At 63.6% G+C, this 16154-nt stretch carries 10 protein-coding genes and 1 pseudogene; 9 read left to right on the forward strand and 2 right to left on the reverse strand.

Annotated elements, in window-relative coordinates:
• The first annotated feature begins 450 nt into the window (after positions 1-450).
• The 5 genes from V6590_RS05810 (at position 451) to V6590_RS05830 (ending at position 7038) form a co-directional block, all read left to right on the forward strand.
• Positions 451-1398, forward strand: coding sequence for a TAXI family TRAP transporter solute-binding subunit (locus tag V6590_RS05810; RefSeq protein ID WP_434063237.1), 948 nt, complete (start codon positions 451-453; stop codon positions 1396-1398).
• A gap of 75 nt (positions 1399-1473) precedes the next feature.
• Positions 1474-3573 carry a TRAP transporter permease gene (locus tag V6590_RS05815; RefSeq protein ID WP_335420882.1) on the forward strand — a complete coding sequence of 700 codons (2100 nt, stop codon included), beginning with the start codon at positions 1474-1476 and terminating at the stop codon, positions 3571-3573.
• Positions 3570-3956 carry a DUF1850 domain-containing protein gene (locus V6590_RS05820; protein WP_335420884.1) on the forward strand — a complete coding sequence of 129 codons (387 nt, stop codon included), beginning with the start codon at positions 3570-3572 and terminating at the stop codon, positions 3954-3956. Before V6590_RS05815 ends, V6590_RS05820 begins: the two co-directional genes overlap by 4 nt.
• Positions 3953-5713, forward strand: a complete 1761-nt coding sequence (locus V6590_RS05825; protein WP_335420886.1) for a sensor histidine kinase — start codon at positions 3953-3955, stop codon at positions 5711-5713. The genes V6590_RS05820 and V6590_RS05825 overlap by 4 nt, the downstream gene beginning before the upstream one ends.
• On the forward strand, positions 5710-7038 hold the full coding sequence (locus V6590_RS05830) for a sigma-54-dependent transcriptional regulator (protein ID WP_335420888.1): 1329 nt from the start codon (positions 5710-5712) through the stop codon (positions 7036-7038). Before V6590_RS05825 ends, V6590_RS05830 begins: the two co-directional genes overlap by 4 nt.
• A 26-nt stretch (positions 7039-7064) precedes the next feature.
• On the opposite strand, the gene V6590_RS05835 is transcribed toward V6590_RS05830, so the two are convergent.
• On the reverse strand, positions 7065-7505 hold the full coding sequence (locus V6590_RS05835; protein WP_335420890.1) for an Lrp/AsnC family transcriptional regulator: 441 nt from the start codon (positions 7503-7505) through the stop codon (positions 7065-7067).
• 211 nt (positions 7506-7716) lie between these two features.
• On the opposite strand from V6590_RS05835, the gene V6590_RS05840 reads away from it, so the two are divergent.
• The 4 genes from V6590_RS05840 (at position 7717) to V6590_RS05855 (ending at position 15899) form a co-directional block, all read left to right on the forward strand.
• On the forward strand, positions 7717-10743 hold the full coding sequence (locus V6590_RS05840) for an aminotransferase class III-fold pyridoxal phosphate-dependent enzyme (protein WP_335420891.1): 3027 nt from the start codon (positions 7717-7719) through the stop codon (positions 10741-10743).
• A gap of 120 nt (positions 10744-10863) precedes the next feature.
• Positions 10864-13134, forward strand: coding sequence for a response regulator (locus V6590_RS05845; protein ID WP_335420893.1), 2271 nt, complete (start codon positions 10864-10866; stop codon positions 13132-13134).
• Positions 13135-13170: 36 nt separating this feature from the next.
• Complete coding sequence (locus V6590_RS05850) at positions 13171-13683, forward strand: putative pterin-binding protein (protein ID WP_335420895.1); 513 nt, start codon at positions 13171-13173, stop codon at positions 13681-13683.
• Complete coding sequence (locus V6590_RS05855; RefSeq protein WP_335420897.1) at positions 13680-15899, forward strand: hybrid sensor histidine kinase/response regulator; 2220 nt, start codon at positions 13680-13682, stop codon at positions 15897-15899. The genes V6590_RS05850 and V6590_RS05855 overlap by 4 nt, the downstream gene beginning before the upstream one ends.
• Positions 15900-15916: 17 nt before the next feature.
• On the opposite strand, the pseudogene V6590_RS05860 reads toward V6590_RS05855, so the two are convergent.
• A pseudogene (locus tag V6590_RS05860) lies at positions 15917-16129 on the reverse strand (DDE-type integrase/transposase/recombinase); the annotation flags it as partial.
• Positions 16130-16154: the final 25 nt, after the last annotated feature.

Raw genomic sequence — 16154 nt, forward strand, 5'->3', positions numbered from 1 at the left:
ACGCCGACGACGTATCCGGGGTCCAAGCGCAACCGATACCCCAAATCGCCCCCTCCCCATCAATCCCCCCGCACGGTGCCTCTGATGCGCGCCTTGAGGCGGCAAGAGAAAGCAAGTCGTTCAATGAGGCAAGATATTTTTTCTCAGAGCAAAAATTTTTTGTAGCCTCGCCGCCGCCCCGGATGTGCCCTGCAACGGCGGAAGCGTAGATTAACACTTTGAAATTATTAAAAAAATATAATGAACAGGGGATGTTGAAGGTGATCTGGCCGTTTTCTGCCAGCGGTCTGGCACGAAGCTGCCAGCGATTTTCATGCGCTTTGACGAAAATTTTTGACCCCGGGCATGCGGCCTTCCTATCACGAAAGATGGCGCAATGGTCTGTTCGGGCCAGAGCAGCGCCGCACGAGGGAGGAGAACATCATGACAAAATTCACGCCTTTCGGGCGCATGAACGCCATGCGCGCCATGGTCGCAGGCATCGCTTTTGCAACGGCACCGGTTGCCGCCCAGGCCGAAGAATTCATCAATATCCTGACCGGGGGCACCTCGGGGGTCTATTATCCCATCGGTGTCGGTCTGGCGAAGATCTATGGCGAAGGCATCCCTGGTGCGCGCACCCAGGTGCAGGCCACCAAGGCCAGCGTCGAGAACCTGAACCTTCTGCAACAGGGCAAGGGCGAATTTGCCATTGCTCTGGGTGATGCAGTGAAGCTGGCCTGGGACGGCAATGCCGATGCAGGTTTCGCGGCACCGCTGGGCAAGCTGCGTGGCATTGCGGCGGCCTATCCGAATTACATCCAGATCGCGGCAAGTGCCGATAGCGGTGTCACCACATTGGCCGATCTGGCCGGGCACAGCCTTTCGGTGGGCGCGGCAAAGTCGGGAACCGAGCTGAATGCCCGCGCCATTCTGGCGGCGGCTGGCATGAGCTATGATGGCCTGTCTAAGATCGAATATCTGCCCTTCGCGGAATCGGTCGAACTGATGAAGAACCGCCAGCTGGATGCCAGCCTGCAATCGGCGGGCCTGGGCGTGGCATCGCTGAAGGATCTGGCGACCTCGGCCCCGACCACCATCGTTGCGATCCCGACCGATGTGGTGACAGCCCTTGGCGCGCCCTATATGCCTGCGGTCATTCCGGCCGGCACTTATGAAGGCCAGACGGCAGATGTCCCTACGGCGGCAGTGGGCAATTTCTTTGTCACCCATGAAGGCGTGTCAGAAGAAACCGTCTATCAGATGACCAAACTTCTGTTCGAAAACCTGACCGCGCTGGAGGCCAGCCACAAGGCTGCCGCGGCCATCAAGCTGGAAGAGGCGCTGACGGGGATGCCGATCCCGCTGCATCCGGGGGCAGAGCGGTATTACCGCGAGATCGGGCTGATCAAGGGCTGATCCCACAGGGTCTGACAGGGCGGCGGGCCGGTTTGGCTGCCGCCCGTTTTCCTGCATGTTTTCAAGGAGCGCCGAATGAACGCCTCTGATACCCCGCCCCATGCCATGCCCGGGGATGCGCCCGATCTGGGCCTGCACGACCCTCTGGCCGAAAGCTTTCCCGCCAGTGCCGAAGGGCGCGCGCTGTTCTGGATCGCCGTCGCCTTTTCGGTATTCCAGATTGCCACGGCGGCCCATCTGATCGACCTGCCAAGCCAGATCGTGCGGGTGGTGCATGTGGGCTTTCTGATGCTGCTGGGCTTTCCGCTGCTGGCGTTGATCCGGGGCAGGCCGCGGGCGGTGCGGTTGCTGTTCTGGGCCTGTGGTGCGCTTGGCGCGGCGATCGCGTTCTATCAGTGGTGGGAATTCGTGCCCTTGCTGATGCGGGCGGGTGACCCGTTGGCGCGGGATATCTGGGTGGGGGTGGCGGCCATCGCACTGGTCTTTGCCGCGACATGGGTGGTGATGGGACCGGCGCTGCCAATCATTGCCGGGCTGTTTCTGGCCTATGCGCTGTTTGGTCAGCATTTGCCCAGCCCGCTGAACCATCGTGGCTATGACCTGAGCCAGGTGATCGACCACATGGCCTATGGAACCGAGGGCATCTACGGCATCCCGACCTATGTATCGTCCAGCTATATCTTCCTGTTCATCCTGTTCGGGGCCTTTCTGGAAAAGGCGGGGATGATCCGGCTGTTCACCGATGTGTCGATGGGGCTTGTCGGTCACCGGCAGGGCGGGCCTGCCAAGGTTGCTGTGCTGTCCTCGGCGATGATGGGCACGATTTCGGGGTCGGGTGTGGCGAATGTGGTCACCACCGGGCAATTCACCATCCCGCTGATGAAGCGTTTCGGCTATAAATCGGCTTTTGCAGGGGGCGTCGAGGCGACCTCCAGCATGGGGGGGCAGTTGATGCCTCCGGTGATGGGGGCTGTGGCCTTCATCATGGCCGAGACGCTGGGCGTGGATTATGTCGAAATCGTCAAGGCGGCGCTGATCCCGGCCATCCTGTATTTTGCCGGGGCCTTCTGGATGGTGCATCTGGAGGCGGGGCGGCTGGGGCTCAAGGGGCTGGCGCGGGCCGATCTGCCGTCGCCCCGGGCCGCGCTGCGCGAAGGCTGGCATCTGATCCTGCCGCTGGGTGTTCTGGTCTGGTTGCTGTTTTCGGGCTATACCCCTTTGTTCGCGGGCACCGTGGGGCTGGCGCTGACGGTGATGCTGATCCTGGGCGCATCGGCGGTGCTGGGCCTGCCTGCAGGAACCCTGCGGCTGCTGTTCTGGATCGGGTTGGGGCTGATCGCGGCGGCCTTCTTCCAGTTCGGCATCTGGATCGTGGCCACGGCGGTGCTGCTGCTGATTGCTGGCAATCTGTTTGTCGATGGCGGGCGGCAGACTTTGGTGATCTGCCGTGATGCGCTGGCTGACGGGGCCAAGACCGCGCTGCCGGTGGGCATTGCCTGTGCGCTGGTGGGTATCGTGATCGGCACCATGACGCTGACCGGTGCTGCCAATACCTTTGGCCAGTTCATTGTGGGCGTGGGCGAAACCAGCATGTTCCTGTCGCTGGTGCTGACCATGATCACCTGTCTGGTGCTGGGGATGGGCATCCCCACCATCCCGAATTACATCATCACCTCGTCCATCGCCGGGCCTGCGCTGCTGGAACTGGGCGTGCCGCTGATCGTGTCGCATATGTTCGTGTTCTACTTTGGCATTCTGGCCGATCTGACGCCGCCCGTCGCGCTGGCCTGTTTTGCCGCGGCCCCGATTGCCCGTGAAAACGCGCTGAAGATCAGCCTGCAGGCCATCAAGATCGCCGCTGCCGGCTTCGTGATCCCGTTCATGGCGGTTTATGCGCCGGAAATCATGCTGCAATCCGGCGGCGCCCTGTCCGAGGCGATCGGCCTTGCCCCCGCTGTGGCCTTTATCGTGGCCAAGGTGGTGCTGGCCATCGGGTTGTGGGGCGCTGCTGTCATCGGCTGGCTGGGGCGGCCGCTGGTGCTGTGGGAGCGCGCCCTGGCCGTGCTGGCAGCCGGGGCACTGGTGGCGGCGGCCCCCATGACCGATGCTGCAGGCCTTGCGCTGGCAGGTCTGTTCGCGCTGACGCTTTGGCGGCGGGCGGGGCGGCTGGCATGACCGGTTGCCTGATGGTGGGGGCCAGTCTGCTGGCCCTTGCCACGCCCGAATTTACGCTGGATTGGCAACATTCGGTGGAAAAGACCCGCTGGCGTGAAAGCTGGCAGATCAGCCCGGCGGGGTTGCTGCTGACCGAAGCCGCAGTTCAGGGGTCGGGGGCCGGGATGGAACCCGGCGAGGGCGCGCGGTTGCAGGCGGGCTGGTGGGTCTGGCAACCGCAGCTGCCGCGTCAGCCGGGGCTGGCGCTTGCCACCTCGGGGGCGACGCAGGGCGGTTGGCACTTGTGCAGCGGCGGGATCTGCCATGATATAGCCGAAACAGGGGAGACAGTCTTGCTGCGCCCTTGCACGGAGGCGGAATGGCCAAGGGATGCACAGCCTTGATCGCTGGCCGCGGCGCACTTTTGCTGGTGGCGGCGGGTGGCGCGGCTGTGCTGGCCTTTGTTCTGGCGTGGAACCTTGCCATCTCGGCGCTGCAATCCCGGCTGGATCAGCAATTGCTGCTGACCGCCCGCGCGGTTGAAACCGAAATCAGCCGGTTCCGGGCGCTGCCTGATGTGGCGGGCGAAGATGCCCGCATTGCCGCCGCGCTGTCTGACCCCGCCGCGCATGAGGCCGCGAGCCGCTATCTGAAACGGGTGGCAGATCATTCCGGCGCGACCGAGCTTTACCTGCTGAACGATCAGGGGGTGACGATTGCCGCGTCAAACTGGGCGATGCCAGGCAGTTTCATCGGCCAGAGCTATGCCTTTCGCCCCTATTTTCGCGATGCCATGGCCACGGGAAAAGGCCAGTTCTATGCCATCGGGGTGACCACCGGATTGCCGGGATATTTCCTGTCGTCGCGCATCACGCGCAACGGGGCGCAGGGCGTGATGGTCGTGAAGGTCGATCTGCGCCCCCTGCAGGATACCTGGGCCGCCGCGGGCCTGGCGATGGCGTTGGCCGATGCCGATGGGGTCGTGTTTCTGGCCGGTCGCCCCGATTGGGTCTACCGCCCGCTGCGCCCGCTGTCGCAGGACAGTCTTGCCCGGCTGGCCGCGCAGCGCACCTATGACGGGGTCGATCTGGCGCAGGCCGCCCCCTTGCTGACCAGAGGCGCGCTGGCCGCGCCTGGCATCGCCCCCGGCGCGATGCGCCCCGCTCTGGCCCGGCTAGAGGGGCCGGGGTGGCAATTGCTGGCCGCAGCACCCACGGCCCCGGTCGTGACCGAGGCCGTGGGTTGGGCAACGGGGGCGGCGCTGATGTCGCTGGTGCTGATGGCGGTTGCCCTGGTGGTGCACCAACGCCGCCAACTGACCGCGCTGCGCCTGCGCCAGCATGATGAACTGGAGGCGCGGGTAAACGAACGCACCGCAGCCCTTGCGACAGAAATCGAGGCCCGCAGACAGGCGGAAATCGATCTGCGCGCCGCCCAAGAGGGGCTGATCCATTCTGAAAAGATGGCGGCCCTGGGGCGGATGTCCACCGCCATCGTGCATGAGATCAGCCAGCCGCTGGCCGCGATGGAGGCCACGCTGGCCGCTGCCGAATTGTCATTGCCGCCAACCGATCGGACGACCGCGCCGCGTCTGGCCACGGTGCGCGGCCTGATCCGACGGATGCAGCGCACGACGAAACATCTCAAGAGCTTTGGCCGCAAGGAACCCGGCGAACGCAGTCTGGTTGACGTGACATCGGTCATGGCCAGCGCGGTGGAACTGGTAACGCCCCGCGCCCGGGCGGTTGGGGTGGTGCCAGAGTTACTGCCAGCCAATGGGCCATTGCTGGTCTGGGCCGGGCCTGTACGGATGGAACAGGTGCTGGTGAACCTGCTGCTGAATGCGCTGGATGCGGTGGAACATCGCGCAGACCCGAAGATCGCCCTTGCCGCCTTTGCCCGCGACGGCGCGTTGTGCCTGACGGTGTCAGACAATGGCTGCGGCATCGCCGCGGAAGACCTGCCGCGCCTTGCCGAGCCGTTCTTCACCACCAAGGCAACCGGCGAAGGGCTGGGCCTTGGCCTGTCGATCAGCCGCACGATCCTGGGGGAATTTGGTGGCGATCTTGGCTTTGCCGCGGCCGAGGGGGGGGGCACGGTGGTGCAGGTCACAATGCCGCTGGCATCACTAGCCGCGCAAGATTTGCGGGCCGCCGAATGACCGATGCGCCACAGGTTTTCGTCGTGGATGATGACGCCGATCACCTTGCGGCGCTGTGCGATCTGACGGATGCGGCAGGCTACCGCGTATCGCAGTTTGCCACTGCCGCCGCTGCGCTTGAGGCCGCAATTGCCGCCCCGCCCGATGCGATCCTGTCCGATCTGCGCATGCCCGGCATGGATGGCATGGCCTTGTTGCAGGCGGTGCAGGCGCGCGGGCTTGATGTGCCGATCGTGCTGATCACCGGCCATGGCGATGTCAGCCATGCCGTGCGCGCCATTCAGGCCGGGGCTGAGGATTTTCTGGAAAAGCCCTATGACAGCCACCACCTTCTGTCGGTTCTGGCCCGTGCCCTGCGCGCCCGCGACACACGCCGCGAACTGGCGCGGTTGCGGGCGCTGATCGGTGCGGCGGAACATCCGCGCCTGTTGGGGGAATCCACCGCGCTGACGGCGTTGCGTGACAGGGTGGCGCAGATTGGCCCGCTGCCGGTGGATATCGTCGTCACCGGCGAGACCGGCACCGGCAAGGAAGTGGTGGCGCGCGCGCTGCATGATGCCGGGCCGCGCGGCAAGGGCCCCTTGCAGATGGTGAATTGCGCGGCGCTGCCCGAGGCGCTGTTTGAAATCGAGATGTTCGGCCATGCGGCAGGCGCCTTTCCCGGAGCGACGACCGAACGCATTGGACGGATCGAAGCCAGTTCGGGCGGCACGCTGGTGCTGGACGAGGTGGAAAGCATGCCCATGGCGTTGCAGGCCAAACTGCTGCGCGTGCTGGACGAACGCCGGGTGCAGCGGCTGGGTGAAACCCTAGACCGGCCGCTTGACCTGCGGGTGATCGCCATCAGCAAAACCGACCTGCGCGAAGCCTCGCATCTGGGCCGCTTCCGCGCCGATCTGTTCTACCGTTTGGCGGGTATCGAGATCACCACCCCGCCCCTGCGCCAGACCGGTGGCGATATCGTTCTGCTTTACAGCCATTTTCTGACCACGGCCGCCCAACGCAGCGGGCGTCCCGTGCCCGAGGTCAGCTTTGATCTGCGCCGTGATCTGCTGCGCCGCCCCTGGCCTGGAAATGTGCGGGAACTGCGCAGCCTGGCCGAAGCCCATGCGCTTGGCCTGGACCGGGTTTCAGTGGCCCGAAAGGACAGCACCGCCCCGCTTGCGGAAGGGTCTCTTGCCGAAAGGGTGGCCGCGTTCGAGGCGCGCGAGATTGCCGCCGTGCTTGATCGTTGTGGGGCCAATTCGCTCCGCGCGTCGCAGATATTGCAGATCCCGCGGCGGACGCTGGCCGAAAAGATCCGGCGCTATGGTCTGCGGCCCTAGCGCAGCCGGGGCCGCAGGCAGGGGGGCTAGCCGTTTTCACGGTCGATTTCCCGGCGCAGCACGACCGATGTGGTGATATCGGCCACCGCGTCATGCCCTGCGATGATGTCGCGCAGGGCATTCAGCTTTTCCATGTTGCCTGCAACGATTTCGGCCACCAGATCAAGATCGCCCGCAACCGACAGAACGCGCCTAACCTGGGGGCTTTGGGCCAGAACGTCCAGCAGATCGTGGGAGGGCGTGCGCTTGAGCTTGATGAGCAGGAGCGCGCGAATGGTGCTGCCGTCAATTTCCCCGATATCCGCCCGATAGCCCCGGATGATGCCGGCCCGTTCCAGATTGGCAATCCGTTCCGCCGTTGCGCTGCGCGACAGGGCGATGCGGCCGGCAAGCGCCTTGGTGGCGATCCTCGCTTCGCGCGACAGGATCTGGAGGATCTCGCGATCTTTTTCATCGAGGTCGCGCATCGCTCTCTCCGCATAACTTTGTGCCGGTCGGTTCCGGCAGGATGCCGGTATGTTCCGACGGCTTGCTTGATGCCCCAGAAGCGCGGACATGCCAAGGTGAACCGCAGGCCAAAGGTCAGGAAATCCTGACCTGCCTGCGATCCGGGCAGGCTCTCTGTCCGCGGATGACGACCTTTGATGCCCCGGCTCCTGCCGGACAGGGACAGGACAAATGACCGCATTCACGACTGGCAATCCCGCATTCACGGCCAAGGAACTGGTTGCCATGGCGACAACCCATTTCGGCATGGTGGGAACCGTGCGGCCATTGCCGTCAGAACGGGATCAGAACGCGCGGCTCATTTGTGGTGAGCAGGATTATGTGCTCAAGATCGCCAACCCGGCCGAAGACCCCGGTCAGATCGACCTGCAGACGGCCACGCTGCGGCATCTGGCGCGCGTGGGGCAGCCGGGTATTCCGCGTGTGGTGCCAACGATTGATGGCGCTGACCGGGCCACCATCACCGTCGCGGGCCGCGCCAGCCAGATGCGGCTGGTGACCTGGATTGCCGGCAAACCACTGGCCGAGGAGCCGCGTTCGCTGCCGCAGCTGGCTAATCTGGGCCGGTTCATGGGCGGGTTGACCCGGTCGATGCAAGGGTTTGGCCATCCGCAGGCCTTTCGCCCCGATTTTCCGTGGTCGCTGGATCATGTGATCCAGCTGCGCGACCATGTTGCCGATATTGCCGATCCGGCCCGTCGCGCGCTGGTGGAAAGGTTGTTCCTGCGCCATGAAAGGCTGATCGCACCGCGCCTGCCCGGTTTGCGCGCTTCGGTCCTGCATCAGGATGCGAATGACTGGAATGTCATCACCGATCCTGCCGATCCCACCCGCATTGCCGGTTTGATCGACTTTGGCGACATGTGCCATGGGCGAACCGTAAACGAGCTGGCGATCACCCTGGCCTATGCGCTGATGGCCGCGCCCGATCTTTACGCCGCGATCCGTGCGGTGATTTCCGGCTTTGCCGCCGAATTCCCCCTGACCGAGGACGAGGCGGATCTGGTCTATGATATCATGCGGATGCGGCTGGTCTGTTCGGTCTGCATTTCCTCGCGCCAGTCAAAGCTGCACCCAGACAATGAGTATCTGCTGATCTCGCAAGGCCCGGCCTTTGCCCTGCTGGAGCGGTTGGAGCGGCTTGATCCCGGCTTCATGGTGGCCCTGTGCCGCAAGGCGGCAGGGTTCGCGGCCATTCCGGAGGCATCGGCCATCGTTGCAGAGCTTGGCAATTGCCGGACGCAACCGATCCTTGCCACCGATCCGTGCCGAGCGGCCCGTATAGCCCTGCCGACCGTAGGCGGCCACCCCGACATGCCCGCCTTTTCCGACCGCGCCTTCGATGACTGGATGACGGCGCAGCGGCCCACCGATCTGCCAGCCGACATGCCCTTTGTCGGCTTTGGTCTTTATGGGGAGAAACGCGCGGTTTATACCGCCGCCCATTTTGCCGATGCAGCCAGCGATGAACGCCGCACCCGGCATCTGGGGATCGACATCTTTGCGCCCGCCGGAACCGCGATCCATGCGCCGATGGACGGGGTCGTGGAAAGCGTCAGTTACAATGCCGATCCGCTGGATTATGGGCATACGCTGATCCTGCGGCACGAAACCGCCAGCGGGCGTGCCTTCTTCACGCTGTATGGCCATCTGGGCGGATCGCTGCCCGGCCTTTGCCGTGCAGGGCAGGCGGTCAGCGCGGGGCAGATGATCGGCCATCTGGGCGATTGGCATGAAAACGGCGGCTGGGCCCCGCATCTGCATTTCCAGATCATCACCAGCCTGTTGGCGCAGCGCGGAAATTTCTTTGGCGTCGGGCATGACAGCCTTTGGGATGTCTGGGCCGATATCAGCCCCGATCCCAATCTGCTGTTGCGGCTGGAACCGGAGAGCTTTGCCATCGATCCCGAACCGTCGGCGGCCCTGCTGGCCCGCCGCAGGGCTGTGATCGGTCCTTCGCTTTCGGTGTCTTACCGCGAAAAGCTGAAGATGGTGCGCGGGCGGGGGGCCTGGCTGATCGATCACACGGGCAGGCGCTATCTGGACACGGTCAACAACATCACCCATGTCGGCCATTGCCACCCCCATGTGGTGCAGGCGCTGGCCCGGCAGGCGGCGGAACTGAACACCAATACCCGCTATCTGCATGAGGCGATGCCACATCTGGCCGAACGGATCGCCGCCACCATGCCGGGCGACCTGAAGGTTGTGACCTTTGTGAATTCGGGGACCGAGGCGAATGAACTGGCGCTGCGGATCGCCCGCACAGCCCTGGGCAAGAAGGATACCGTGGTGCTGGATTGGGCCTATCATGGCAATTCCGGCGGGACGGTGGAGATCAGCCCCTACAAGTTCAAACGAAAGGGCGGCTTTCCGCAGCCCGATTTCGTGCAGGTTGCGGCCTTTCCCGATGCCTATCGTGGCCCCTTCCGCGGCGCGGAAAGCGGCCCGGCCTATGCTGCCGATATCGACCGCTGTCTGAATGCGATCGCACAGCGCAGCGGTTCGGGTGCCGCATGCTTCATTGCCGAAAGCCTGTCGGGCGTCGGGGGGCAGGTCATTCTGCCCGTGGGGTATCTGGCAGACGTTTATGCCCGGATACGCGCCAGGGGCGGCCTGTGCATCGCAGATGAGGTGCAGTGCGGCTTTGGCCGGGTCGGCCCCGAATTCTGGGGGTTTGCGACCCAGGGGGTGATCCCGGATATCGTGGTGCTTGGCAAACCCATCGGCAATGGCCATCCGCTGGCTGCCGTCGTCACCACCCCAGAACTTGCCGCACGATTTGCCAATGGGATGGAGTATTTCAATTCCTTCGGCGGCAATCCGGTATCGATGGCGGTGGGCCATGCGGTTCTGGATGTGATCGAGGCGGAACAACTGCCCGCGCGCGCCGTGACAACCGGGGCGGCGCTGATGGCGGGGTATCGTGGGCTGGCCGAGCGGTTCCCGATCATCGGCGATGTGCGCGGCATGGGCCTGTTCATCGGCGTTGAACTGGTCACGGACCGCGAAACCCGCAATCCGGCGACGCAAGCGGCCGACCATGTGGTCGATCAGTTGCGGTTGCGCGGCATCCTCGCCTCGACCGACGGGCCGGATGACAATGTGTTGAAGATCAAACCGCCGATGGTTTTCGGACCTCGGGAGGCCGGGATCCTGCTCACCGAAACCGAGGCCGCCCTTGGCTCCATGAGCTGAAGGATCGGGTCGCGCCCGGAATCAGACCCCGGCCCCTCGGGGGCATGACGCCTGACAAAGCTTAAAGGTTCCTTAGGCCACCCTTCGTATCGTTTCCTGCAGAATCGCGGGAGATCCGATGTGAAAATTGCGATTGTCGAAGACAATGCCATGATCCGGAATGTGCTTCTGGCCGTGCTGGAAGACACGCCGGGCTGCACTGTCAGCGGATTTTCCGCCGCGCAACCGGCGCTTGAGGCATGCCGGGACAGCGTGTTCGACCTGCTGATCATGGACTACCGGCTGCCCGACATGACCGGGATCGATGCCATGCGCCAACTACGCGCCGATCCGCGCCATGCCCATGTGCCCATCGTGATGGTCACCGCCGATTCCGATTCCCTGCTGCGCCTTGAGGCGATCCGCGCCGGGGCGACCGATTTTCTGACAAAACCTGTGAATATCGAAGAGTTGCGCCTGCGGGTCGGCAACCTCCTGGCATTGCGGCGTGCGCAGCTGGAGGTGGAAACGCGCGAGGCCCTGTTGTCGGCGGTGATCGACGCCTCTTCCGCCAGTATCGTGATCGGCGACGCGACCAAGCCCGATTTGCCGCTGATCTATGTCAATCGCGCCTTCGAACAGCTGAGCGGCTATGACCGCGATCAGATCATCGGTCACAATTGCCGATTGCTGACAGCGGAAACGCCGGATCATCCGGTGCGTCAGGCGTTGCGCGAAGCATCCGAAAACCGCACCGGCGGCAGCTTCCGGCTGCGCAACCGGCGCCCGTCGGGCGAAATGTTCTGGAACCAGATCGACCTGCATCCGGTGCCCGGTCCGGGTGCGGCAGCACGATACATCGTGGCCACCCAGACCGATGTTACAGCCGAGGTTGAGGCGTCGCGGTCGCGCGATCGTCTGGGGGCCCGGCTCAGCGATATCGCGCAGCTCAGCGATGCCTGGTTCTTTGAATTCGACCGTGATCTGCGCGTTTCCTACCTGTCGCCTGCGATGGCGCAGGCGTTGGATGTTGCCCCGGAAGAGGTGCAGGGCCTGTCAGCCAGCCGCCTTGGCCCGCATATTCAGGTGGACCCCGAGGGCGGCGGCGGCACATTGCATGACCTGCTGGCCCGGCGCGAAGCGGCCGCGCATCTTCCCCTGCGGGTGCAAAGGCGGGATGGCAAAGTCTGCTGGATGCAGATCAGCATCACCCCGTTTTTCACGGCCGAAGGGCGGTTTGATGGCCTGCGCGGCTTTGCCAGCGATGTCAGCACCATCATTGCGGCACGCGATGCGGCCCAACAGGCCGAACGGGCGCAGGCGGCCTTTGTCGCTATGATGAGCCACGAGTTGCGCACACCGCTGACGGCGATCATCGGTCTGTCCGAATTGCTGGAGGGGAGCAGCACGTCCGATGCGATGCGGGGCGATCTGCAGACCATCCGCACCGCCGCGACCGACCTGACGGCTGTACTTTCCGATGTGTTGGATCACGCGCAACTGGAAGGCGGGCGGCTGCAGCTCGCGGCGTCCGGTGTCAATCTGACCGGTTTGCTCAGCGATATGGTGGCCGAACTGAAACCCCGCGCCGAGGCGGCAGGCTTGGCCCTGCGTCTGGAGATTGAGGGCGACGCTGCTGCGGAACGCCGTGGCGATGCAGACCGCCTACGGCAGATCCTGCGCAATCTGATCGACAATGCCCTGCGCTTTACCGTGCAGGGCGCTGTAACCGTGACGCTGGATCTGCCCGATGCTGCCCGGGTCCGGCTGGAAGTGGCAGATACCGGTGTGGGCATCCCCGAGGGCGATATCGACCGGATCTTTCAACCCTTCGTTCAGCTGGATGCCAGCATGGGCCGCCTGCATACCGGGCGGGGGCTGGGCCTCAGTCTTTCGCGCAAACTGGCCGAGGCCATGGGCGGAACGCTGAAAGTGCAATCGCAGCCGGGGGTGGGCAGCCGCTTCACGCTCGATCTGCCGCTGCCCGCCATGCCCGCGCCCCCGGCAACCGCCAATCTGGAACTGGCCGGGGCGCCGGTCCTGATCGCGGATGACAACCGGGCCAATCGCAAGCTGCTGTCGCTCATGCTTTCCCGCCTGGGGGCGGAGGTGACCTTGGCCGAAGATGGCCGCGCAGCCGTCGATGCCTGGGCGCCCGGGCGGTTTGCGATGCTGCTGCTGGACATCAACATGCCCGCGATGACCGGCACCGAAGTGATTGCCGATATCCGGCGGCAAGAGCGCGACAAGGGGTTGGACCCTGTTCCGGCCTTTGCGGTTACTGCAAATGCCCGGCCCGAACAGGTTGAAACCTATGTGGCCGCCGGTTTTGACGGCTGCATCGCCAAACCCCTGAGCATTGCCGCCCTGTCCGGCGCAATCGGAAACCGGCGGCCTGCCCCCCAGACATGACGCACAACCCGAAACATCCATCTATGAGGCTGATCCATGAGGTTCTTCAAAATCATTGCGGCGTTTCTTGCGCTGCATCTCTTGCCGGTCCAATTGGCCCTTGCGGCGGCGCTCACCCCGCCTGCGGGCGAGGTGATCCTTGAAATCAACGGGGCGATTGGCACGACCAATCAGGACGGCGCGGCAGTCTTTGATCTGGCGATGCTGGAGGCGCTGACACAGCGCGAAACGATCACCGCAACCCCCTGGTATGACGGGGTGCAAACCTTTTCGGGGCCGACCATAGCCGATCTTATGACCACCGTCGGGGCAACGGGTGGCACGCTGCGGGTGATTGCCATCAACGATTATGCCGTGGAGATGCCGATGGCGGATGTGTCCGGCTATCCGGTCATTCTGGCGACGCGGCATAATGGCGAGCCGATGTCAGTGCGCGACAAGGGGCCATTGTTCGTCATCTATCCGTTTGATGAATTCCCGGATCTGGTGAACGAGGTCTACTTCGCGCGCTCGGTCTGGCAGGTGAAGCGGATCGAGGTTCTTCCGTGATCAGCGCCCGGCGCCCTGCCAGTGCGGCGTTCCGCCTTCGGCTGGCCATTGGCCTGCTTGCAAGCGCCGCCGTCATTCTTATGGGCGTCTGGGTGTTCATGTTTTCCCAACTGCTGGCGGCGGATCGTGAAATGGCCGCCCGCGTGCGCGAAGATGCGATGTGGGCCGTGTTTCAGGCCGACCGTCATGCCGCCAGCCTGCTCCATTCCACCCGTGAGGCGCTGGTCAGCGCCGATCCAGGCTATCACAAGGATATCCTGTCTGCCTATGATGTGCTTTACAGCCGGGCCATCCTTCTGGAACGCGGGGCCTTTGTCATTGATCTGAAAGGCACATCGGAAATCGGCAGGCTGAGCGCTGCGCGCACTGCCGAAGTGACATCTTTGGCCCCGTCCATTGATGCGCTGAAGCCGGATGATCCGGACTATCTGTCAGATCTGGCCGCTTTGCTGCCGCAGATCGCCGCGCTGCGCGAAGGCATGGCGCAACTGCTTCTGGAGACCAATCACCAGATGAGCCTTGCGCGGGTTGCTGAACGTTCGGCCCGCCAGTCGATCCACGACCGGCTGGGCTGGAGCGCAGCCTTGCTGGTTCTGGCCTTCATGGGGATCGCGGGCATATTGGTGATCCAGCTGCGCCAGTTGCGGCGCGCACATGGACGCATGGCCCTGTTGCAGCGCCGCAGCCTGCAACAGGCGTCACGCGCAAAGGCGGCCAATGCGGCCAAATCCACCTTCCTTGCCACGATGAGCCACGAAATCCGAACACCGTTGAATGCCATCATCGGTTCGGCCGAACTCTTGGGCTCTGCCGGGCTGGACGATCAGCAGGCAAAACGTGTGCGCACGATCCAAAGCTCGGGTCAGCTGCTGCTGGATGTCATCAACGACATTCTGGATTTTTCCAAGCTGGATTCAAAAACCTTTGAACAGCAAAAGGAAATCATAGATCTGCCCGATATCGGCGAAACCATCCTGCTGACTTTTGTCGGTCGGGCCGAGGCCGCGGGGCTGGGTTTGCATGTTTCGCTGCCTGCCCTTCGATTGCGCACCGATCCGGGACGGCTGCGGCAGGTCATGGTCAATCTTGTGGGCAACGCCTTGAAATTCACCCCCGCGGGTGAGGTTCGGCTGATCGGTGCGCTGACCCCGGAAGACAGGCTGCGGATCGAAGTGATCGATACCGGTGTGGGTATTCGAGAGGAAGATATCCCCCGGTTGTTTCGCGATTTTGAACAGGTCGATGGATCCTATGCCAGGGCCTATGGCGGGACTGGTCTGGGCCTCGCGATCTGCAAGCGGATCGTGCAGGGCCTGGGGGGCGAGATCGGCGTCATCAGCAAGTCTGGCGTCGGCAGTACCTTCTGGTTTGAAATTCCGGTAGATGTGGCGGTCACCCTGTCGTCAACGCCTGCCGTTGCGGCGTCAGCCGATTGCCCACGCTCCTCGCAAGGATTGCGGGTTCTCGTTGTAGATGACAACCCGATCAATCGTGCCGTCATTTCGGATCAGCTTGAACAACTTGGACATTTGTCGATCGCCGTGGAAAACGGCTTTGTGGCCTTGTCGCGTCTGGAAGGGGCGGCGTTCGATCTGGTGCTGATGGATATGCAGATGCCGGGTATCAGTGGCCCAGATACGACAATCCGCCTGCGCGAGCTTGGGTGCAAATTGCCGGTGATCGGGGTGACGGCCAATGCCTCCATCCGGGATCGCAAAATCTGTGAAGAAGCGGGGATGGATGGATTTCTGGCCAAGCCCGTCACGCTGAGCCGATTGTCGGATGCCATCCAGGCTGTCAGCGCAGTAACGCCGGAAGATGTTCGCGACGAGCCGACCAAAGATGATCCCGGCCCGGTTGCGGACCCGCCTGTCCCTGAATGGGCACCCAATCCGCAGCTTGAAGATCTCATGCAAAGTCTTGGAAGAAAACGGGTCGCTGCATTGGTTCGCCAGTTCGAAGACTCGTTGCAGGATGCCTCCGATGATCTGACGCGCGCTTGCACTGCGCTGGATGTAGCGCAGACCGATGCGGCCCTGCACAACTTCAAGGGAGCGGCGCTGACTTTGGGGCTGATCCGTGCGGGGGAACGGGCGCAAGCCCTGCGCCCGCCCGCGATATGCAGAGTTTCTGATGTTCCCGACCTCATCGCTTTGGCACGTGAGGATGTGCGTCTGGCGGAAGCTTGGCTTGCAGGAGCGGATCTGGGCACCTGAACGCAAATGTTCTTGGAAGACTGAGCTAGTCCCCAACTCTTGGACAGATTCCGCGCCGCCTGGTCCGTATTCATGATCTCGGGCGCGCCGAACTTGTGGATGGCCTCGTTCAGGGCCTCAAGACAGAACTCGGCCTCCAGCGTGTTCGATATCCGCCAGGCCAGCACCTTGCGGGTGAGCCGGGCCATGATAGCGATAAGGTAAAGAAAGCCTTTGCGCATCGGCAGGTAGCCCTTCACGTAGCATGGCTGCATC

The organism is Gemmobacter denitrificans, assembly GCF_036964905.1.
Taxonomy (GTDB): Bacteria; Pseudomonadota; Alphaproteobacteria; order Rhodobacterales; family Rhodobacteraceae; genus Gemmobacter; species Gemmobacter denitrificans.